This window comes from Paractinoplanes globisporus DSM 43857 (assembly GCF_000379645.1).
In the GTDB taxonomy this organism is placed as follows: Bacteria; Actinomycetota; Actinomycetes; order Mycobacteriales; family Micromonosporaceae; genus Actinoplanes; species Actinoplanes globisporus.
The window spans coordinates 193,650-213,459 of record NZ_KB903295.1; the positions used below are offsets into that span (position 1 = coordinate 193,650).

A 19,810-nucleotide genomic window follows, 5' to 3' on the forward strand; every position below is an offset into this window, starting at 1 on the left:
CAAGCCCGCTCCGGGCTCGCGAAACACGAGGGGGCACATCGATGAAGATCAGAATCGTGGCCGCGTCGGCGCTGGCCGTGGCGGCGTTCGCCGCCCAGGGCGCCGCGCCCGCCCAGGCCGCGCCGGCCCAGGTTCCGTGCACGCCCGGCTCCGGCGGCCGCGTCTACTGCAACTTCTGGATTCCGGGCGACGGCTACTCCGGCGGCAGCCCGGTGGTCGAGGGGCCATACCTGATGGGCTACCTGCCGCAGGGCCGCAACTGGATCATCTGCCAGGAAGAGGGGCCGGTGACCTATTTGCCCGGCTACCCGTACTACAACAAATGGTTCGCCTGGACCACCGCCGAGAACGGCAACACGGGCTGGGTCAACGCGGTCGCCGGGTCGGGTGGCGACAACAACGGCAAGTTCTCGAACACGCCGTCCTGCAACGGCGCCCACGGCTCGCCTTTCTGACGGGGGTTTCTCATGCGTTTCTCTTCGTTGTTCGTCCGGGCGGCGGCGGTCCTCGGCGTCACGCTGGTCGCGGCGGCCGTGGTTTCGGCGCCCGCTCAGGCGGCCGCGCCCACCTTCAAGGCGCCGTTCCCCTGCGGCCAGCGCTGGACCTACCAGCACCACGACGGTGAGGTGCGGCTGGCGCTGGACTTCATCCGCAACGACGGCGGCACGACCGCCGGCACCCCGGTGCTCGCGTCGGCGGCCGGCACGGCGGCGCGCAAGTACCAGGCCAACGGCGCCGGCAACTACATCGACATCAACCACGGCGGCGGCTGGCACACGTACTACTTCCACCTGGCCGCGTACTCCGTGGACGACGGCGCCTACGTCGCCCAGGGCCAGCAGATCGGCATCACCGGCACGACCGGGAACTCCACCGGCGAGCACATCCACTACGAGCAGCTCTACAACGGCACCGGTCAGACCATCGCGATCGAGGGCGCGTCGCTCGCGCCCTACCCGACGGCGTACGGCGTCAAGTCGCTGACCAGCACGAACTGCGGCGGCGGTGGCGGCGGCGGCACGACCAAGTACTGGGTGGACACGTTCGCGGCCGCTCCGGTCTACGCATCGGCGACCAGCACCTCTCAGACCGGAACCCTGAACGCCGGGACCAACTACGTCTTCTGCAAGACGTGGGGGCGCCAGGTCGGCAGCGGCAGCGCCTACAACCACTGGTGGCTCAAGACCGACCCCGACACCGGGCCCGCGGGGCAGTACGTGTCGGCGTACTACCTCTCGCGCTGGGGGAACGACGAGGCCAAGGACAACAGCGGCACGGTCATCCCGGACTGCCCGGGCGGCAGCCGGCCCAAGTACTGGGTGGACACATTCGCGGCCGCTCCGGTCTACGCATCCGCGACCAGCACCGCCCAGACCGGAACCCTGAACGCCGGAACCAACTACGTCTTCTGCAAGACGTGGGGACGGCAGATCGGCAGCGGCAGCGCCTACAACCACTACTGGCTCAAGACCGACCCCGACACCGGACCGGCCGACCAGTTCGTCTCGGCGTACTACCTCTCGCGCTGGGGCAACGACGAGGCGCGGGACAACAACGGCGTCGTCATCCCGGACTGCTGACATGCGCGCGCTGTTCACCGCATTGTGTGTGCTGATCGCGGCGATCCTGCCGGGCCCGGCTCAGGCCGCGCCCGCCTCGATCACGGTGCCGGCCGGGGTCACGGCCGGGATCGCCGTCTTCGACCGGCAGACCGGGACCTTCACCGACCAGCTGAACGTGGACCTGCAGTTCCGGTCGGCGTCCATCGTCAAGTTGCTCCTCGCGCTGGACTTCCTGTGGGATCGCGGGCCGGACTACTCGATCCCGGGCGCCGACCGCACCCGGCTCGACGCGATGCTGCGCAGCTCCGACGACGACGCGGCGACGTACTACTGGGTCCAGGGCGGCTACGAGCAGGTCATCAACCGGATGGTGCCGCGCCTCGGGCTGACCCGCACGGCACCGCCGCCGAGCTCGCTGCGCGGCTACTGGGGCTACACCGCGATCACCGCCGGGGACGTCGTCCGGATCTACCGGTACCTGCTGGACTCGGCGCCCGCGCCGGTGCGGCAGTTCATCCTGGGCGACCTGCGGCAGAGCACGAGGTGCGCGGCCGACTCCTACGACCAGTACTTCGGGATTCCGAGCGTCTTCGCCGCGCCCCGGGCGGTGAAGCAGGGCTGGTCCGGTTTCGGCAACGCGCCGATGACCTGCACCGGCGGGACGGCTCCGGCCCGGCTCGCCCGAGCCACCGGTGTCGACCTCGTGCAGGAGGCGCTGCACACCACCGGCATCGTGGGCCCGGACGATCGCTCCATTGTGGTCGTACTGACCCTGCATCCCGACGGGACGGCGTTCGCCAAGGCGTACAACGCGCTGACCGGCATCGTCCGCTCGCTCAACGTGCCCGGCGCCACGCGCATCCCCGGCACCTCCTTCGGCACGTGGGGTTCCGGCGTACGCGTGCGGTCGGGCCCGACCACCGCCTCGCCGCAGCTGGCCACCGTGCCGGCCGGCACCGACGTGCTGGTCTCCTGCCAGGTCCTGGGCCAGGAGGTCGTCGTCTCCCCCTACCGCAACCCGTGGTGGGCCTACCTGCCTCAGTACGGCGGCTACATGACGAACATCTATGTCAACTCGCCCGACAACAAGCTTCCCAACATCTCGGACTGCTGACTCGCATGCGAAAGAGGTCATCCGCCATGTCCTGGAAGAGACTCGCCATCCTCGGCGCCACCGTGGCCGGGATGCTGCTGACCACGGCCGCCCCGTCGTACGCGGCCGATCCCACCACCCCCGGGCCCGGCCCGGCCGGCCGGCCCGTCCCGCTCTCGATGGTCGCCGCGATCGCGTACGCCAACTGCGTCTCGGGCGGTGCCACCAGCTCCGACACGACCATCGCCAACCAGCTCCGCTCCCAGATGAACGGCAGCCGGGTCGGCACGACGCTCAACTCCTACAACGTCTCCTGCGCCCGGGCGATCACCGCCACGGTGGCCGGCCGCGGCCTCGACAAGCGCGCCGCGGTCATCGCCATCACCACCGCGATCACCGAGTCGTCCCTGCACAACTACACCGAGGCCGTCGACTACGACAGCCTCGGCCTGTTCCAGCAGCGCCCGTCGCAGGGCTGGGGCACGCCCGCCCAGCTGACCGACCCGGTCTACGCGACGAACGCCTTCCTCAACGCGATGATCCGAAAGTACCCGAACAACTCGTGGATGAGCGGTGACATCGGCGCGATCTGCCAGGCCGTCCAGGTCTCGGCGTTCCCCGACGCGTACAACGTGGAGGTTCACGACGCCCAGCTCCTGGCCAACGCTCTGTGGACCGGCGGGGGCGGCGGTGGCGGTGGCGGCGCGAGCAAGTACTGGGTCGACACGTTCGCGGCCGCCGCGGTCTACGCGTCGCCGACCAGCACCTCCCAGACCGGAACACTGAACGCCGGAACCAACTACGTCTACTGCAAGGCCTGGGGACGGCAGATCGGCAGCGGCGGCACGTACAACCACTGGTGGCTCAAGACCGACCCCGACACCGGTCCGGCCAACCAGTACGTCTCCGCCTACTACCTGTCCCGGTGGGGCAACGACGAGGCCAAGGACAACAACGGCGTGGTGATCCCCGACTGCGCCGGCGCCGGTCGGCCGAAGTACTGGGTCGACACGTTCGCGGCCGCTCCGGTCTACGCATCGGCGACCAGCACCGCTCAGACCGGAACCTTGAACGCCGGGACCAACTACGTGTTCTGCAAGACGTGGGGTCGCCAGATCGGCAGCGGCAGCGCGTACAACCACTGGTGGCTCAAGACGGACCCCGACACCGGACCGGCCGACCAGTTCGTCTCGGCGTACTACCTCTCCCGCTGGGGCAACGACGAGGCCCGCGACAACAACGGCGTGGTCATCCCCACCTGCTGATCATCCACTCCCCCCAACCCGGCGCTCGCGCTTCCCGCGCGGGCGCCGGGTCCTACGCTGCGGGCATGGCCGCCATTTTCGCGTACGGCTCGCTGCTGGCCCCGGCCACGATCGCCGCCCTCGTGGGCCACCCACCCACGGCCGGGCGCGATTATCGACGGGCGCGCGTGCCCGGCTGGTCCCGAACCTGGAACGTCTGCACCGACAACACGGCGAACGGCCCGGTTGTCTACGAGGACCCGTCCGACGGCAGCCGTCCCGCCATCCAGGTCCTGTTCCTGACGATCGACCCCGGCACCGCGGTCGACGGCGTGCTGATTCACCTGCCCGACGCGGGCCTGCCCGCCCTGGACGCCCGCGAGGGCAACTACCGCCGCATCCCGGTCGAGGTGGACGATCACGGGCCGGCGTGGACGTACGTTGCCAAGCCGGAGAGCGCCGCCCGGGCTCGACTCGGCATCGCCGCCGGCACCGCCCGCATCCGCCAGGACTATGTGGACACCGTGCTCGCCGCCTGCGCCGCCCACGACGGCCTGCCGGCCCTGGCGCCCCTGCCGGCCCCGGTCGTCACCCTCCGCCGCATCCTCCGCTGACGTTTCAACGGCCGGATGTTCCCGCTCCGGCCAGCTCGCGCGGCGGCGCCTCGATCGGGGCGGGCAGGCGGGCCGCCGCCCGGGTCTTGGCCCGGCGCTTCTCGGCGAGGGTGTGCACGCCGGCCAGGAGCATGCCGATCCCGATGCCCAGGCCGGCGCCCAGCAGCGGCGAGTGGGCGAACGTTGCCCCGCCGAGGCGTCCGAGGCCGATCGCGTACACGGCCCAGGCGGCGCTGGCCAGGGCGCTGAAGAGCCGGAATCGCGACCGCGGCAGCGACACCGAGCCGGAGGTCATGGCGGTGGCGGTGCGACCGTACGGCAGGAAGCGCCCGAGCAGGATCGCGGCGCCGCCGTAGCGCAGCAGCGCCCGCTCCGCCTTTCGCCTGGCCATGCCGAGCTTGCCCTTCTTGGCCCGGCGGCCCGCTCGCCGGCCCAGCCGATATGCGACCCGGTCGCCGGCAATGCCCCCGGCCACGACGGCCGCGGCCAGCGCGACCAGGTTCGGCCGGCCGGTCGCCGAGAGCGCGCCCAGGCCGATCACGATGGTCTCGGACGGGACGATCGGGATGAAGCCGTCGAGCGCCACGGCCGCGCAGACGATCACGTAGAGCCACGGCGAGGAGACCAGCGGCATCAGGTGTTCCAGCATGCTTTCGACCGTACGGATCATGCCGACCCCCGGCGATGGGGCGAGCACGCCTCTCCGGGGTGGTGATAACACCACTTCGCGGGGAGGTCAGGCCCCGGCCGGGAGGTGGATGGTGAAGGTGGTGCCCTCGCCGACGGTGCTGGTCACCGCGATGTCGCCGCCGTGGGCGCGGGTCAGCTGGCGGGCGATGGCCAGGCCCAGTCCGCTGCCGCCGGTGGTGCGGCTCCGGGACGGGTCGGCCCGCCAGAACCGGTCGAAGATCTTGGGGAGGTCGTCGGCGGCGATGCCGGTTCCGGTATCACGGACCGTGATCGTGACGGTGCCGGCGTCCGTCGCGGCGGTCACCGTCACGGCGCCGGTTCGCGGGGTGTAGCGGATGGCGTTGGCCACGAGGTTGCCGATGACCTGACGGAGGCGTACGGGATCGGCTTGGATTGTCATTTCGGGCGCGACCTGCGCAGTCAGGGCGACACCTGCCGATTCGGCGGCGCTGATGTGGGCGGCGACCACCTGGTCCACCGACTCGCGCACGATCACCCGCGAGGGGTGCAGGCTCAGCGTGCCGGCATCCGCGGAGGCCAGGTCGGCCAGGTCGTCGATGACGTGCTGGAGCAGCACCGTCTCGTCGTGGAGCAGGGCCAGCAGGTGGGCGTCGGGACGGGCCAGACCGTCCTGGGCCGCCTCCAGCCAACTTCGGACGTTGGTGAGCGGATTGCGCAGCTCGTGAGCGATGTCGCCGACCATGGCGCGGCGCTGCGCCTCGGCCTCTCCCCGGCTCAGCATCGCCTCGTTCAGGGCGGTGGCCAGGTAGCCGATCTCGTCGCGGGTGGTCACCGGCGCCGGGATCTGGCGGGCGGCGCTCTCGGTCAGCACCCGCAGCGGGCGCACCAGGCGGCAGCCGAGCAGGACCGTGACCAGGATCGTCACCAGGAGGATGGCGGCGGTCACGGTGGCGATCCGGATGACGTTCTCACGGGACAGAGTGAACGTCGTGCGGGCGAGGCCGGTGTCGGGGTCGGTGACGAACAGCAGGGCCGGCGGCGCGGTGTACGGCTCCAGCTGGGCGTGGCGCGACTGGTCCAGACAGGAACGAACCTGAGCGCTGCCGCGCGGATGCAGCGAACCGTCGATGGCGCCGAAGGTGGGCGGCTGGGTCGCCCAGTTCACGTTGACCACGACGTCGCCGCTGCCCGGGCGGCCGAGGCAGGTCGCTGTCAGCTTCTCCAGGGCGTGGATCGCCTTCTCCTCGGTCGGCATGTTCCAGTTCTGATACTGAGCGACACACTCGCTCAGCACGCCCTTCGGGTCGCTCCCCCGCGCGGTCGCGACGATCGGGCGTCCGGTGGGCGAGGCGACGACGCGTCCCTCGACCCCGGCGACGTTCAGGCAGGTGAGCACGTCCTGCGCGATTTTGCGTACGGAGGTGACCTCGGTCCCGGTCAGGCGGTAGGGGCCGACCACCCGGGCGTCGATGGTCTCGGTGCCGCCGGTCACGCCGAGATCGAGCCGGAGCGGATCGACGGTCGCCGACGGGAGACCCGTCACCGGCGTCGGGCCGGCGGCGGAGTCCGCGATCACCTGGCGGTGCGCGCTGGTCAGCGTGACCCGCCGCCCGAGCGATCTCGCCTGGTCGCGGAGCAGCGGGCCGGCGCCGGACCAGTCCTTGTGCGTCGCCGCATAGCCGACCAGCGCCTCGTAGACGCCCTTCTCCCCGGCCAGCGATCGGCCCTGCTCCTGCTGGATCGCGCGGGTCGCGGTCTGGGTGGCGAGCCAGGCGGTGGCGGCCACGGCCACGACCAGCACGCCGATCACCGTCACGAGCAGGCGCGTGACCAGGCTGTGGCGCAGCGGCACGCGCCCGCTCACGACGACTCGCCGCTCAGCCGGTAGCCGGCGCCGTAGACCGTGCGCAGGTAGACGGGATGCCGCGGATCGGCCTCGATCTTGCGGCGGAGGTTGAGCACGTGGACGTCGATCGTGCGCTCGGTCGAGCTGCGGTCGAGGCCGCGGGTGTGCGTGAGCAGCTGGGTGCGGCTGAACAGCCGGCCGGGCTCGCGCGCCATCGCGGCCAGGATCGCGAACTCGCCGGGCGTGCAGTCGATCTCCCGGCCGTCCAGGGTCACTCGGTGCCGGTCGGGATCGATCGCGAGCGGACCGATCGCGTACGTCGAGGGCGGCAGCGACGCGGTCGTGCGGCGCAGCAGGGTGCGCACGCGGGCGGTCAGCTCGCGCGGGCTGTACGGCTTGGTCATGTAGTCGTCGGCGCCCACGTCGAGACCGGTCAGCAGGTCGTCCTCGGTGGACCGGGCGGTCAGCACGAGGATCGGCACGCCGGACTCCGCGCGCAGCTTCCGGCACACGGTCAGGCCGTCCAGCCCGGGCATCATGATGTCGAGCACGACCAGATCGGGGTGGTGTTCGCGGGCGTACCGCAGGGCGGTCTCGCCGTCGTGGACCATGGTCGCCTCGTATCCGGCGGCCACCAGATAGCGGCGGACGACCTCGGCCTGGCGCGGATCGTCCTCGGCCACGAGGACCCGTCGTGTGGTCATGTGTGGCCGCCTCAGACGCTGGTGAGGGCCTCGGCCGGGTGCAGCCGTGCCGCCCGGATCGCCGGGTAGACGCCGGCTAGCACGCCGACGACCAGGGCGCCCGCGAGCCCGCCGGCCGTCGACCGGGCCGGGACGACCATTGGCCAGTCCTGGACCGCACAGTAGGCCGCCGTCGCCAGCACGCCGCCGAGAATACCGGCGGCGCCCCCGAGCACCGACAAAACGATGGATTCGGTGAGGAACTGGATGCGGACCTGCCCGCGGTTGGCGCCGAGGGCACGGCGCAGGCCGATCTCGCGCCGGCGTTCCAGCACCGAGATGTACATGGTGTTGGCGACCCCGATCCCGCCGACCAGCAGGGCGATCCCGGCGAGCCCGAGGAACAGCGCGCCGAACGTGCGCTGGACGGCGCGTTTGGCGGTGAGCGCGTCGGAGGGCCGGCTGACCAGGACGTTGCCGGGGTGCTGCGGGTCGACGGTCGCGGCGAGCACCGCGCCGACCGCCTCGACCTGGTCGTCGGTGGTCTGCACGTAGATGCGGGTGGGATGGCCGTCGAAGCGCAGCCAGCGGCCGGCCGCGTCCCAGCCGATCAGCACCGACCGGTCGATGTCGGGCGCGAGCGGGACCGGGTCGAGGATGCCGATCACCGTGAACCACCGGCCGCTGATGGAGACCTGCGGCGCGGGCCGCCCCGGATCGAGGCCGGCGAAACCGAGACGGACGGCGGCGACCGAACCGAGGACGACCGTCGGGAAGCGCGACATGGCGTCGTCCAGGAAGCGGCCGGTACGCACGGTTCCGTTGACGGCCCGCAGCAGGTTGGTCTTGGCGGCCAGCACGGCGAGCGCGTTGAAGTCGCCCGGTCCGGTCCGGTCGGACCGCGCCACCGTCCGGCCGAAGTCCGCCACGGCGCTCGCGATCGTCACCGGGCCGATCCGGGACACCATGTCGACCGATGCGGCCGGCAGCACGACCGGTGGGTCGCGATCGGGCACCGGCGCGGCCTGCAGCCGATTGGTCCCGAGCGCGGACAGCTCGCGGTCGAGGGCCTGCCGGCCGGACGCCGGGATGCCGGTGACGACCACGAGCGTGGCGATGCCGAGCGCGATGCCCAGCGCGGACAGGGCGGCCCGCGCCTTCCGGGTGCGCACGCCGAGCAGCCCCAGCCCGACCAGGTCGATCGGAGCGATCCGGCTCACCGCGCACCACCCCGATCGGATGCGGTCTGTTCCGACCTGGCCGGATCCGGCCCGGCGCGATCGGAGACGAGACGCCCGTCGAGGAGGCGGACCTGGCGGGGGATCCGGGCGGCGATGTCGTGATCATGGGTGATCACGGCGATCGTGGTTCCGGCGCGGTTGAGCCCGGTCAGCAGCTCGAGGACCGCGGCCCCGTTCGCCGCGTCGAGAGCGCCGGTCGGCTCGTCGGCCAGGACCAGCGCCGGGCGGTTGGCCAGGGCCCGGGCGATCGCCACCCGCTGCCGCTCGCCGCCCGACAGCTGCCGCGGGGTGTGGCCGGCGCGGTGCGCCAGTCCCACCCGCTCGAGCGCCTCGACGGCTCGCTGCCGCCGCTGCCCGCGGCGCACACCGGCGTAGAGCAGGCCGGTGGCCACGTTCTCGGTGGCGGTGAGCCCGTCGATCAGGTGGAACTGCTGGAAGACGAAGCCGAGCCGCCCTCCCCGCAGGCTCGACAGCCGCCGGTCGGACAGTCCGGTCGTGTCCCGCCCGTCGATCAGGACCGCGCCGCTGGTCGGCCGGTCGAGAGTGCCCATGATGTGCAGCAGGGTGGACTTGCCCGACCCCGACGGGCCGAGGATCGCCAGGAACTCCCCCTGCTCGATCCGGAGCGACACGTCCTCGAGCGCGGTGACCCCGCCCCCGTACCGCATGCTCGCGGAGCGAATCTCGAGAACCGGGGTCATGCGGTTGTCACCACCCTCGCGCCCTCGGTGAGCCCCGCTCCGGAGACCTGCACCATCCCGTCGGCGAAGAGGCCCACCTTCACCGCGGTCAGCGGGCCGCCGTCGACCTGCACGCCGTACCCGCCGCCGCTCAGCGCCAGCAGCGCGCCGACCGGGACAGCGAGCACGCCGCGCACCGTCGTGCCGGTGAACCGGACCTCCACGTCGGCCGAGGTCAGATCGCTGAGCGCGGACGGTTTGTCGACGGTCACGACGACCTGGACCTTCGGGGCATCCGCACCCGTGGGGCCGGACTTCACGTCGGTGCTCACCGAACCGATCGTTCCGGTCGTCGCCGAGCTGTCCGGCAGCGTGATGCGCACCTTCTGACCGGCTCGGACGTCATCCGACCGGCTCGCATCGATCTCGACCGAGACCGCCTTGTCCTGGTCGCTCACCGCCATCACGTCGCCGGTCGCGTCGTCGCCGAGCCGGGCCGTGGTCGCCCCGACCCGCACCTTTCCGGGCAGCACCAGGAAATCGCCGAGCTTGACCACGCCGTCCGCCGGCCGGAACCCGGCATGCAGCTGCCACCGCCGCACGGCATCGCGCAGCGACGGGGTGAACACCGCATCCCGCCCGGTCAGCACGACCTGGTTGTCCTTCGGATCACCCGCGCCCGGCAGCGTCACCCGGGTCCCGGCGTCCGGCTGGGCGCCGATCCGGTAGCCCAGCGCCCGCAGGTTGTCCGCCAGCACCCGGACGTCGCGGCCCACCATCCCGGCCGTGCCGATGTCCCGGAACATCGGCGTCGATCCGTAGAACAGCGACACCGGCCGATCGTCGGCCCGGAACAGCGTGCCACCGCGGGTCACGACGCTGCCCGGCTTCGGCAGCCACGTCACCACGCCGGCGGCGGCGCCGCGCAGGGTCCGCTGCTTGCGATACCCGACCGATCCGGTCTCGGACCAGTAGTCGGACAGATCGGTCCGGATCACCTTCGCGGTGGCGAGCCTCGCCGTGCGGCTCGGCGCGGGCCTGGCCTCGGGCCCGCCCAGGGTCCGATGGACAAACCATCCACCGCCGACCACGAACAAACCCACCAAAGCCATGACCATTTTCGTACGCATCAGCGCTTCTTCGCGAACGACTGGAGCTCGCAGTCCCGCTGGATCTCCGTCGCCTCGTCGGTCCGCACCTTGCGGAAGTTCGCATCGGTGGCCGGGCGCACCCAGAGCCCCGGCTGACCGGGAACCACCTGCAGCGGAAGGCCCTTGGCCTGCACACACCGGGCCTCGTCCCGCAACTGGTCCCAGTACTGCGGGTTCTGCTGGGGATCGAGCTCCGGCGCGTTCAGCGGCTCCCGGTCCGCGCAGGCGTCGACCGCCGCCTGGTACTTCTTCGCGTTGAGCTTGTAGGTGAGCAGCGGTCCCCCGTCGACGCCGCCCTGCTTGGTCGACGGCACGCCGTGCGCGGTCCAGCAGGCGTAGTAGGCGTCGTACGCCCGATCGATCTGCTCCTGGGTAGCCCCGAGCGGCAGCACCCGGTCGACCACGGAATCGCCGGCCGCCTTCTCCGGCGCCGCGGCCGACGACGCCGCCGAGCTACCGGGGATCGAGGCCACCCGCGGCCCCGACGGCTTCGAGCCGCTGCACCCGCCGGCCAGCAAGGCGGCGACCGCCGCGCACAAGCAAACCTTCCGAATGGTCATGCCAGACGAGGCTGGCCGACGATTGTCAGGAAGCTGTTAGGCCGCAGCCAGTTTCGATGCCGCCGGATTCAGTGATGACGCGCGCGATGCGCGCGCAGCACGTCCAGGCCGAAGTCGTTCGCCGGGTCGCGCCAGACCGAGTGGGCGTGGTTGGCGCGGCGCTGGGTGTTGTCCCACTCGATCAGCAGATGCGGCCCCTGCACGCGGTAGTAGTGCGGCGCGCCCGGCTCGGTCGACCCCGCCCAGGCGAAATGCAGGGCGTCCAGAGCCAGTTCGTCGTACGTCGCCATCGGCGAGACCGCTTCCGGCACCCGCCCGAAATACGTCCCGAGCAGCGCCCGCAGCAGGTAGCGCTCGCCCGCGCCGAGCTCGGCGCCGGGAACCCCCTTCGGCTCGGCGGTGTACTCCAGATTCCGGTGGTCCTCCTCCTCGAGGCCGGCCGCCGCGTCGATCGCGTCGCTCAACGCCTGCAGTTTGGCCTGCTCGGCCGGATCGGGAAAGCGCTCGTCCCGCCAGATCCCCACCAGCGGGATCACCCGGTCGCCCGGTGCCATCGTGGTGCGGTTGGCCGTCACGAAATCCGGCGGCGCCTTCGGCGACAGGATCGCCGCCCGCGCCATGACCGGCGAGAGCGACCGGACGAGGTCGCGGGCCAGGTCCTCCACCCGGCCGAGCGGCCGGTTCACCGCACCGCCGAGCAGCTCGGACGAGGCCGGATCGGCGCCCATGAAGCACGGCGTGGTGGCGACGAGCGAGCCGTCCACGACCAGGTTGTTCAGCGAGACGTGATGCCCGCCGAACCGCCAGCCCCACGTCCCGCCGGCCGGATCGCCGAAGACGCGCAGGTAGTACAGCCCCGGATCGCGGCCGCGCTCGCGATCGAAACGGGTCACGAAGCCCTCGGTGTGATCGAGGATGTTCTCCAGGCCCATCGTGGTGGCCACCGTGACGAAACCCGCCCGCGACAGACCGGACGCGACCAGCCGCATGGCCGCCCGCTGCTGCGCCGGCCCCTGCTGGTGCACGGTCAGTCCACCGTGGTCGGTCGGCGTGTAGAACCAGCGCCGGCGCTCGAAGTCACCCGCCGAGTCGGACGGCAGGCCGCCGGCCGCGATCGCCAGCTGCTCCGGGCTCAGCAGCGACAGCCACTCCTGCGCCGCCGAGGCCATCGCGGCGGCGACCTGCCGGCGGGGTGAGTCGTCGGTCATGACCCCAATCTAGGCCCGCCGGGCGCGCTTGTGGACGAGCCAGCCCATACAGGGCTTCTCGACGAATTCGTGCAGGGCGATGGCCAGCACCAGCGCAACCGAGAACACCGCCAGCGCGGTCTCGGTCACCGACAGGTTGTGGTTGAAGCGCATGACGTAGTTGCTGCCGAAGATGACCATCTCGTGGACCATGTAGAACGCGAACGAGACCTCGCCCAGATAGACGAGGTGCCGCTGCCGGAAAACCGAGAAGCTGCCGCGCACGTCGGCGCGGGCCGCGGCCGCGATGATCAGGATGAACGGCACCAGCGTGCAGGCCACGTAGATCATCGGCTCGGGCACCCGCTGCGCGAGCACGAAGAGGCTGACGAAGGCCAGCGCGATGCCGGCCGTCATGCCCGGGCCGCGCCACTTGTCCTGCTTCACCAGCAGGGCCACCGCGATACCGATGGCGAACTCGGCCAGCCGGGTGGCCGGCAGCATGTAGAAGACGTAGCTGGGCCGGACGCCGAGCCAGGACGTCAGCCACGGCGAGCTCAGCGGCGCGACGATCAGCACCAGCGTGGCAACGCCGATGAACAGCCACAGCCCCCGGACGCTCAGCCGCCGGAACCACGGCAGCACGAACGGGAACATGAAGTAGAAGAAGAACTCGCAGCTCAGCGACCAGGACACGCCGTTGAAGGAGAACCAGTACTCCCGCGAGTCCGGCACCCAGGCCTGGGTCAGCGTCAGGTTCGCCGCCACGGTGGGCACCGTCGGGTGCGTGCCGAGCTTTTGCACGAGGTAGACGGCGAACAGGAACGTGACGAAGTGGCTCGGGTAGATCTTGGCGAAGCGGCGCCACCAGAACCGGCCCTTGCCGACGACCGGCCGGGCCGACCAGGTGAGCACGAACCCGGAGAGGATGAAGAAGAACGACACCGCACTCGAGGCACCGCGGAAGACGTACTGCAGGGTGTCGTCCTCGTGCGCGTGGCCGTACCAGTTGTTCTCGTACGAGAAATGCAGGCAGAAGACGAGCAGCGCGGCGAACCAGCGCAGCCCGGTGAGCGAGTCGAGGCGGGTGCCGGCCGGCTTGGCGGCCGGGTCCGGGACGGCCGCCGGCGAGAGATCCGCCGACAGCACCGGGGACGAGGTCACAGAAGGTCCTTCGAGAAGGCAGCGGCGATGACAGAAACGCGGCGCCTCCTCGCCCGATCCCCCGTGGTTACGATCACTTGCCGGCGGCGGACGAGCGCCGGCATCGGCGGCGTGACGCCGCGATGGCCGGAAAGTGCGAGGAAGATTGACAACGGTGGCCCGGGTAGGCAAACACGGGCGGGAGAGGCTCTGACATGCACGACGACATCCCGCTCACCGTCGGACGCGCGACCCGCGTCCTCGGCGAGCGCATCCGGCCGGCCGTCTACGGCGACAGCGTGCCGTTCGAGGTCGAGGCCCACGCGCTGCCCGGCGAGCCGATCCCGCCGGCCGAGGGCATTTCCCTGCCGTACGAGCCGTACACCGTCGGCACGCCCTGGGGACCGGCCTGGAACACCACCTGGTTCCGGCTGCGCGGGCGGGTGCCGCAGGCCTGGCGCGGCCGGCGCGTCGAGGCCGTGGTCGACCTGGGCTTCGACGGGAACATGCCGGGCTTCCAGTGCGAGGCGCTGGTCTACCGCCCCGACGGCAGCCCGGTGAAATCGATCAACCCGCGGAACCAGTGGATCCCGGTCGGCGACGCCGAGACCGTCGAGCTCTACCTCGAGGCCGCCGCGAACCCGGTCCTGCTCGACTACCACCCGTTCCGGCCGACCCAGGAAGGCGACATCCGGACGTCGTCGCCGCGTCCGCTCTACACGACCCGGCGGATGGACCTGGCGCTGTTCGAGGAGCAGACCTACGAGCTGGCGCTCGACCTGGAGGTTCTGCTGGAGCTGCAGGCGCAGCTGCCCGCCACCGGGCCGCGCCGGATGCGGATCCTGCAGGCGCTCGACGACGCCCTCGACGCGCTCGACCTGCAGGACGTCGCCGGAACCGCGGCCGGGGCGCGGGAACGGCTGCGTGACGTGCTCGCGGCGCCGGCCGAGCACAGCGCCCACCACGTCTCCGCGATCGGTCACGCGCACATCGACTCGGCCTGGCTCTGGCCGGTCCGCGAGACCATCCGCAAGGTCGCCCGCACGGCCGCCGGCATGACCGAGCTCATCGACCTCGACCCCGATTTCCGGTACGGGATGTCGAGCGCCCAGCAGTACGCGTGGCTCAAGCAGCACCGCCCCGAGGTGTGGGAGCGGGTCGTCAAGGCGGTCCGCGACGGGCGGTTCCTGCCGCTGGGCGGGATGTGGGTGGAGAGCGACACCGTCATGCCGACCGGCGAGGCGCTGGTCCGCCAGTTCACCTACGGGCAGCGGTTCTTCCGCGAGGAGTTCGGCGTCGAGAGCCAGGGCGTGTGGCTGCCGGACAGCTTCGGCTACTCCCCCGCGCTGCCGCAGCTGATGCGGCGGGCCGGGTTCCGCTGGTTCTTCACCCAGAAGATCTCGTGGAACCAGGTGAACAAGTTCCCGCACCACACCTTCCTGTGGGAGGGCATCGACGGCTCCCGGGTCTTCACCCACTTCCCGCCGATGGACACCTACAACTCGCAGCTGTCCGGGGCCGAGCTGGCCAAGGCCACTTCGCAGTTCCGGGAGAACCGGGTCGCGTCGAGCTCGCTGGCGCCGGTCGGCTGGGGCGACGGCGGTGGCGGCACGACCCGCGAGATGACCGGGCGGGCGGCGCGGCTGCGCGACCTCGAGGGCAGCGCCACGGTCCGCTGGGAGCATCCGAACGACTTCTTCGACCGGGCTCGTGCGGAGCTGCCCCACCCGCCGGTCTGGGTGGGCGAGCTCTATCTGGAGCTGCACCGGGCGACGCTGACCAGCCAGCACCGGACCAAGCAGGGCAACCGGCGCAGCGAGCACCTGCTCATCGAGGCCGAGCTGTGGGCGGCGACGGCGTCGGTCCGGGCCGGCCATCCCTATCCGTACGAGGCGATCGACGCGCTCTGGCGGGACGTCCTGCTTCATCAATTCCACGACATCCTTCCCGGTACGTCGATCGCCTGGGTGCATCGGGAAGCTGTCACGGCGTACGGGCAGATCCGCGAAGCGGCCGAGGAATTGATCACCTCGGCGCAACGCGCGCTGACCGGCCCGGGCGACTCGGAGATCGCGCTGAACCCGGCCCCGTTCGCGCGCGACGGGGTGCCCGGCCTGGGCGCCACGGTCGCCCGGAAGCCGCCGGGCGCGGTCACGATCGACGGCAATGTGCTCTCGAACGACCTCGTGTCGGTGACCGTCTCCGACGCCGGCCTGATCACCTCGGCGATCGACCTGGCGACCGGGCGTGACGCGATCGCCGCCGGGCAGGAGGGCAACCTGCTGCAGCTGCACCAGGATTTCCCGAACATGTGGGACGCCTGGGACGTCGACCGCTTCTACCGCAACCGGGTGACCGATCTGCGGGCGGTCGATGCGATCGAGTTCGCCCAGGACGATCGCGGCGCGCACGTGACGATCGTGCGGTCGTTCTCGAAGTCGCGGGTGACGCAGACGCTCACGCTCGCGCCCGGCAGCCGGACGCTGCGGATCGACCAGGAGACCGACTGGCACGAGACGGAGAAGTTCCTGAAGGTGGCGTTCCCGTTCGACGTACGCGCCGAGCAGGTCGCCGCGGAGACGCAGTTCGGCTACCAGAAGCGGGTCACGCACACCAACACCAGCTGGGAGGTGGCGAAGTTCGAGGCCTCCATGCACCGCTTCGTGCACGTCGAGGAGCCCGGCTTCGGCGCCGCGCTGGTGACCGACTCGACCTACGGCTACGACCTGACCCGCGACTCCACCGAGGACCACGGGATCACGACCACGGTCCGGCTGTCGCTGCTGCGGGCGCCGCGCTTCCCCGATCCCGAGACCGACCAGGGCCGTCAGACCTGCTCGTACGGCCTGGTCATCGGCGCCGGGATCGCGGCGGCGACCGAGGCCGGGATCGCCCTGAACCTGCCGGCGAGGGTGGTCACCGGCGGCCACGGCTTCGACCCGCTGGTGTCGGTCGAGGGCGACGGCATCCTGGTCTCGGCCGTGAAACTGGCCGACGACCGCAGCGGGGACCTGATCGTGCGCGTCTACGAGTCGCTCGGCCGCCGCGCCTCCGGGACGTTGCGGGTGCACGCCGGCGTCCGCTCGGCGCACACGGCGACCCTGCTCGAACGGCCGGAGGGACCGGAGCTGCCGGCCGCCGACGCGATCGAGCTCCGGCTCACCCCGTTCGAGGTGCGCACGATCCGGTTGATTACATAATTACAGACTTACAAGGACTAGGGTGTACGCATGACGGAGGAGAGCTACCCCACCCTGTACGACTGGGCCGGTGGCACCAAGGCCCTCGAGCGGCTGACCGAGCGGTTCTACGAGAAGGTGGTCGTCGATGACCTGATCGGGCCGCTTTTCGCGCACATGGACCCGGAGCATCCGCGGTACGTCGCGATGTGGCTGGCGGAGGTGTTCGGCGGCCCGTCGCGCTACACCGACGAGCGCGGTGGCTACCCGCACATGCTCGCCCACCACCTCGGCAAGGCGATCACCGAACCGCAGCGCCGCCGCTGGGTGAGCCTGCTGACCGATGCCGCCGACGAGGCCGGCCTCCCGGACGACCCGGAGTTCCGAGCCGCGTTCATCGGCTACATCGAGTGGGGCACCCGCATCGCGCGGGCCAACTCCCAGCCGGGCGCGACCCCGCCGCCGGAGGCTCCGGTGCCGCATTGGGGCTGGGGCGTCGCCCCGCCCTACCAGGGCTGACCGCCACTCGCCCGCCATCGGAAGGACCGGCGATCCGCCCGGCGGGGCCGGCCCGCCGGCCGGGCGATCGCCGCAGCGTGGATCAGCGATCGGGCCGGCGCGGCAACGCCGATCGGTCGGTGCCGGCGAGCAGGTCACGCAGCAGGTCGGCGTCGGAGGCCTCGAGGGACTCGGCGAAAAGCTGGAGGACGACGCCGCGATCGGCGCTGTCGGCCAGCGCCTCGCGCATCTGGGCGGCGGCCGCCGCGGCCGCCTCTCGGGCCGGCCAGTAGGTGTGCCCGCGCCCGATCCGGTGCCGCCCGACCGCCTTCTTGTCGTGCAGGCGGAAGAGCACGGTCTGCACGGTGTTGTAGGCGAGGCCGTCGCCGAGCGCCCTGTGCACCTCGGCCGCCGTCATCGGGGAATCGGACGCCCACAGCACCCCCATGACCGCGGCCTCCAGCGTTCCTGGGGGTCGCCGGTTCTCCCTCGTCGTCACGGCTCCTGACCTCCGCGGCCAGGATAGCTCTACCTCTTCCCGGCGGCGGCCGGCGATCGGCGCCGGGCCCGGAGCAGCTCGATGCCGATCGGAGCGAGCGAGACGGCGACGATGCCGATCAGGATCAGCTCGATGTGGTCGCGGACGAACCCGACCTGGCCGAGGAAGTAGCCGAGCGTCGTCACGCCCACCGCCCACAGCGCGCCGCCGATCACGTTGTAGAACACGAAGGTGCGGTAGTGCATGCCGGCCGCCCCGGCGACGATCGGGGTGAAGGTGCGCACCACCGGCACGAAGCGGGCGAGGATGAGCGATCGTGCCCCGTACCGGTCGAAGAACTGCCGGGCGCGGCCGAGGTTCTCCTGTTTGAACAGCCGCGAGTCGGGGCGGCGGAACAGTGCGGGCCCGAACCGCCGCCCGAACGCGTAACCGGCCTGGTCACCGGCCACCGCCGCGGCGGCCGCCAGCGCGCACAACACCCACAACGGCACGTGCGGCAGCGTCAAGAACGTTCATGCGCGGGACCGTACGGTTCCGGCGCTGAGGATTCGTTGAACGGCAGCCGGACCCGCATGGCCGCGCCCGAGGCGAGGTCGTCGACCGTGAGCGTGCCGCCGTGGGCACCGACGATGTCGCGGGCGATCGACAGCCCCAGCCCGGTGCCACCGCCGGCGCGCGACCGGCTGTCGTCGAGGCGTACGAAACGATCGAAGATGCGCTCCCGGTCGGCGGAGGGGATCGGCGGCCCGTCGTTGCCGACGACGATCTCGGCGGCACCGTCGCGGCGCCCGGCGCTGACCATGACCGTGCTCGCCGCGTGCCGGGCCGCGTTCTCCATGAGGTTCCGCACGACCCGCAGCAGCGCGTCCGGATCGCCGAGCACCCGCACCGGCTCGACCGTCGCCCGCACGGTCACCCCCGGATGGAGCTCGGCCACGCGCTCCCGCTCCGTGTACACCAGGTCGTCCAGGTCGACGTCCTGACGGCGTACGGCCAGCTCGTCGTTGTCGGCCCGGGCCAGAAGCAGCAGATCCTCCACCAGGCGGGCCATCCGCGTGCTCTCGGCGCGGATCCGGCCGACCGACCGGGCGGAGGGCTCCGGCAGTCCGGCCGCATCGAGCAGGTCCGCGTTGGCCTGCACGGTCGCCAGCGGGCTCCGCAGCTCGTGGCTGGCGTCGCCGACGAACCGCCGCTGCGCCGCCGACGACGCCTCGATCCGGTCGAGCATGGTGTTCATCGTCGAGGCCAGCGCCGCGATCTCGTCGTCGGCCGCCGGGACCGGCAACCGCTCGTGCAGGTTGCGCGAGGTTATCGTGGCCGCCTGCCGGCGCATCGCCTCGACCGGCCGCAGCGTCCGCCCGACGAACAGGAACGTGGCGCCGCCGACGGTCAGCGTCAGCAGCGGCAGGCCGACCAGCAGCGCCACCGCCATCGCGCCCACCCCGTCGTCGATGATGTCCAGCGACTCCGCGACGAGCACGATCCGGTCGCCGGACGGCGTGGTCACCCCCTGCGCGACGATCCAGAACGGATCCTCGTAGGGACCGGGAAGCCGCGCCCGCTGCGTCGCCCGGTCGCCCGGCGCGGGCCGCAGCGTGGAGATCACGGATTCCCCGGCCAGCGCGTCGGACGCCGCCTCGATCCGTCCGGAACCGTCGAGCACCTGGACGACCGTGCGGTCCCGCGCCGTCGGCCGCATCAGCGTGGTCAGGTCCGAGCCGGCCTTGAGCCCGGCCGCGATCTGCGTGGCCCGGTCGCCGGCCGCCGTGCTGATGTTGTCGAGCAGGATGCTGCGGGCGGTCACCAGCAGCACGGTTCCGGCCAGCAGCGAGGCGATCGCGACCACCACGGCCGCGGCGAGGGCGGACCGCAGGCGTACGCCCAGACGGCGGCGCAGCGAAGCGAGCATGGCCGACACGCTAGCGGCGAACGCCGTCGAGGCCCCAGTCGTTCAGGGATTCCTCAGCCTGCGAAATCCA

Annotated in this window: 18 protein-coding genes and 1 pseudogene; 7 read left to right on the forward strand and 12 right to left on the reverse strand. The window is 71.6% G+C overall.

Annotation, left to right across the window (positions count from 1 at the left end; all coding sequences use genetic code 11):
- Nucleotides 1–41 precede the first annotated feature (41 nt).
- The 5 genes from A3CQ_RS0107700 to A3CQ_RS0107720 all read left to right on the forward strand — a co-directional run bounded on the left by A3CQ_RS0107700 (nt 42) and on the right by A3CQ_RS0107720 (nt 4,513).
- The gene (locus A3CQ_RS0107700; protein WP_020510347.1) at nt 42–455 is read left to right on the forward strand and encodes a hypothetical protein; all 414 of its coding nucleotides are present in this window, start codon (nt 42–44) and stop codon (nt 453–455) included.
- Between the two features lie 12 nt (nt 456–467).
- Complete coding sequence (locus tag A3CQ_RS64200) at nt 468–1,580, forward strand: M23 family metallopeptidase (protein WP_020510348.1); 1,113 nt, start codon at nt 468–470, stop codon at nt 1,578–1,580.
- Between the two features lies 1 nt (nt 1,581).
- Nucleotides 1,582–2,676, forward strand: coding sequence for an SH3 domain-containing protein (locus tag A3CQ_RS0107710; protein ID WP_020510349.1), 1,095 nt, complete (start codon nt 1,582–1,584; stop codon nt 2,674–2,676).
- Between the two features lie 26 nt (nt 2,677–2,702).
- Nucleotides 2,703–3,920, forward strand: coding sequence for a hypothetical protein (locus A3CQ_RS63890; RefSeq protein ID WP_020510350.1), 1,218 nt, complete (start codon nt 2,703–2,705; stop codon nt 3,918–3,920).
- Nucleotides 3,921–3,985: 65 nt separating this feature from the next.
- The gene (locus A3CQ_RS0107720) at nt 3,986–4,513 is read left to right on the forward strand and encodes a gamma-glutamylcyclotransferase family protein (RefSeq protein ID WP_026205433.1); all 528 of its coding nucleotides are present in this window, start codon (nt 3,986–3,988) and stop codon (nt 4,511–4,513) included.
- Nucleotides 4,514–4,517: 4 nt separating this feature from the next.
- On the opposite strand, the gene A3CQ_RS51900 is transcribed toward A3CQ_RS0107720, so the two are convergent.
- The 9 genes from A3CQ_RS51900 to A3CQ_RS51905 form a co-directional block, all read right to left on the reverse strand.
- The gene (locus A3CQ_RS51900; protein WP_157295488.1) at nt 4,518–5,162 is read right to left on the reverse strand and encodes a DedA family protein; all 645 of its coding nucleotides are present in this window, start codon (nt 5,160–5,162) and stop codon (nt 4,518–4,520) included.
- 87 nt (nt 5,163–5,249) lie between these two features.
- Nucleotides 5,250–7,028: a sensor histidine kinase gene (locus A3CQ_RS0107730; protein ID WP_040431856.1), complete on the reverse strand. Its 1,779-nt coding sequence runs from the start codon at nt 7,026–7,028 to the stop codon at nt 5,250–5,252.
- Nucleotides 7,025–7,714: a response regulator transcription factor gene (locus tag A3CQ_RS0107735; RefSeq protein ID WP_040431857.1), complete on the reverse strand. Its 690-nt coding sequence runs from the start codon at nt 7,712–7,714 to the stop codon at nt 7,025–7,027. Before A3CQ_RS0107735 ends, A3CQ_RS0107730 begins: the two co-directional genes overlap by 4 nt.
- An 11-nt stretch (nt 7,715–7,725) precedes the next feature.
- A complete protein-coding gene (locus A3CQ_RS0107740) occupies nt 7,726–8,913 on the reverse strand; it encodes an ABC transporter permease (RefSeq protein ID WP_020510354.1) in 1,188 nt (395 codons plus the stop codon).
- A complete protein-coding gene (locus tag A3CQ_RS0107745; RefSeq protein WP_020510355.1) occupies nt 8,910–9,635 on the reverse strand; it encodes an ABC transporter ATP-binding protein in 726 nt (241 codons plus the stop codon). The genes A3CQ_RS0107740 and A3CQ_RS0107745 overlap by 4 nt, the downstream gene beginning before the upstream one ends.
- Nucleotides 9,632–10,744: an efflux RND transporter periplasmic adaptor subunit gene (locus A3CQ_RS0107750; RefSeq protein ID WP_157295490.1), complete on the reverse strand. Its 1,113-nt coding sequence runs from the start codon at nt 10,742–10,744 to the stop codon at nt 9,632–9,634. The genes A3CQ_RS0107745 and A3CQ_RS0107750 overlap by 4 nt, the downstream gene beginning before the upstream one ends.
- Complete coding sequence (locus A3CQ_RS0107755; protein ID WP_063713545.1) at nt 10,744–11,325, reverse strand: hypothetical protein; 582 nt, start codon at nt 11,323–11,325, stop codon at nt 10,744–10,746. The genes A3CQ_RS0107750 and A3CQ_RS0107755 overlap by 1 nt, the downstream gene beginning before the upstream one ends.
- Before the next feature lie 68 nt (nt 11,326–11,393).
- Complete coding sequence (locus A3CQ_RS0107760) at nt 11,394–12,533, reverse strand: DUF3500 domain-containing protein (protein ID WP_020510358.1); 1,140 nt, start codon at nt 12,531–12,533, stop codon at nt 11,394–11,396.
- 9 nt (nt 12,534–12,542) lie between these two features.
- Nucleotides 12,543–13,676 carry an acyltransferase family protein gene (locus A3CQ_RS51905; protein ID WP_020510359.1) on the reverse strand — a complete coding sequence of 378 codons (1,134 nt, stop codon included), beginning with the start codon at nt 13,674–13,676 and terminating at the stop codon, nt 12,543–12,545.
- Nucleotides 13,677–13,870: 194 nt separating this feature from the next.
- Between A3CQ_RS51905 and A3CQ_RS0107770 the strand changes: the two genes are divergently transcribed.
- A complete protein-coding gene (locus A3CQ_RS0107770) occupies nt 13,871–16,855 on the forward strand; it encodes an alpha-mannosidase (protein ID WP_020510360.1) in 2,985 nt (994 codons plus the stop codon).
- Nucleotides 16,856–16,885: 30 nt separating this feature from the next.
- Nucleotides 16,886–17,353: a group II truncated hemoglobin gene (locus tag A3CQ_RS0107775; RefSeq protein WP_020510361.1), complete on the forward strand. Its 468-nt coding sequence runs from the start codon at nt 16,886–16,888 to the stop codon at nt 17,351–17,353.
- Nucleotides 17,354–17,435: 82 nt separating this feature from the next.
- Here the strand turns inward: A3CQ_RS0107775 and A3CQ_RS0107780 are convergent, their stop codons facing one another.
- The 3 genes and pseudogenes from A3CQ_RS0107780 to A3CQ_RS0107790 form a co-directional block, all read right to left on the reverse strand.
- Nucleotides 17,436–17,831 (reverse strand): BlaI/MecI/CopY family transcriptional regulator, encoded by a 396-nt coding sequence (locus A3CQ_RS0107780; protein ID WP_040431861.1) that lies wholly within the window; start codon nt 17,829–17,831, stop codon nt 17,436–17,438.
- Nucleotides 17,832–17,860: 29 nt separating this feature from the next.
- Nucleotides 17,861–18,319, reverse strand: a pseudogene (locus tag A3CQ_RS51910) (DedA family protein); the annotation flags it as partial.
- Between the two features lie 14 nt (nt 18,320–18,333).
- The gene (locus tag A3CQ_RS0107790) at nt 18,334–19,740 is read right to left on the reverse strand and encodes a sensor histidine kinase (RefSeq protein ID WP_026205434.1); all 1,407 of its coding nucleotides are present in this window, start codon (nt 19,738–19,740) and stop codon (nt 18,334–18,336) included.
- Nucleotides 19,741–19,810 lie beyond the last annotated feature (70 nt).

Bases quoted from the DNA above. Each gene is read 5' to 3' on its own strand.
- A3CQ_RS0107700 (WP_020510347.1), top strand. From the start codon at position 42: ATGAAGATCAGAATCGTGGCCGCGTCGGCGCTGGCCGTGGCGGCGTTC.
- A3CQ_RS64200 (WP_020510348.1), top strand. From the start codon at position 468: ATGCGTTTCTCTTCGTTGTTCGTCCGGGCGGCGGCGGTCCTCGGCGTC.
- A3CQ_RS0107710 (WP_020510349.1), top strand. From the start codon at position 1,582: ATGCGCGCGCTGTTCACCGCATTGTGTGTGCTGATCGCGGCGATCCTG.
- A3CQ_RS63890 (WP_020510350.1), top strand. From the start codon at position 2,703: ATGTCCTGGAAGAGACTCGCCATCCTCGGCGCCACCGTGGCCGGGATG.
- A3CQ_RS0107720 (WP_026205433.1), top strand. From the start codon at position 3,986: ATGGCCGCCATTTTCGCGTACGGCTCGCTGCTGGCCCCGGCCACGATC.
- A3CQ_RS51900 (WP_157295488.1), bottom strand. From the start codon at position 5,162: ATGCTGGAACACCTGATGCCGCTGGTCTCCTCGCCGTGGCTCTACGTG.
- A3CQ_RS0107735 (WP_040431857.1), bottom strand. From the start codon at position 7,714: ATGACCACACGACGGGTCCTCGTGGCCGAGGACGATCCGCGCCAGGCC.
- A3CQ_RS0107745 (WP_020510355.1), bottom strand. From the start codon at position 9,635: ATGACCCCGGTTCTCGAGATTCGCTCCGCGAGCATGCGGTACGGGGGC.
- A3CQ_RS0107750 (WP_157295490.1), bottom strand. From the start codon at position 10,744: ATGCGTACGAAAATGGTCATGGCTTTGGTGGGTTTGTTCGTGGTCGGC.
- A3CQ_RS0107755 (WP_063713545.1), bottom strand. From the start codon at position 11,325: ATGACCATTCGGAAGGTTTGCTTGTGCGCGGCGGTCGCCGCCTTGCTG.
- A3CQ_RS0107760 (WP_020510358.1), bottom strand. From the start codon at position 12,533: ATGACCGACGACTCACCCCGCCGGCAGGTCGCCGCCGCGATGGCCTCG.
- A3CQ_RS0107770 (WP_020510360.1), top strand. From the start codon at position 13,871: ATGCACGACGACATCCCGCTCACCGTCGGACGCGCGACCCGCGTCCTC.
- A3CQ_RS0107775 (WP_020510361.1), top strand. From the start codon at position 16,886: ATGACGGAGGAGAGCTACCCCACCCTGTACGACTGGGCCGGTGGCACC.
- A3CQ_RS0107790 (WP_026205434.1), bottom strand. From the start codon at position 19,740: ATGCTCGCTTCGCTGCGCCGCCGTCTGGGCGTACGCCTGCGGTCCGCC.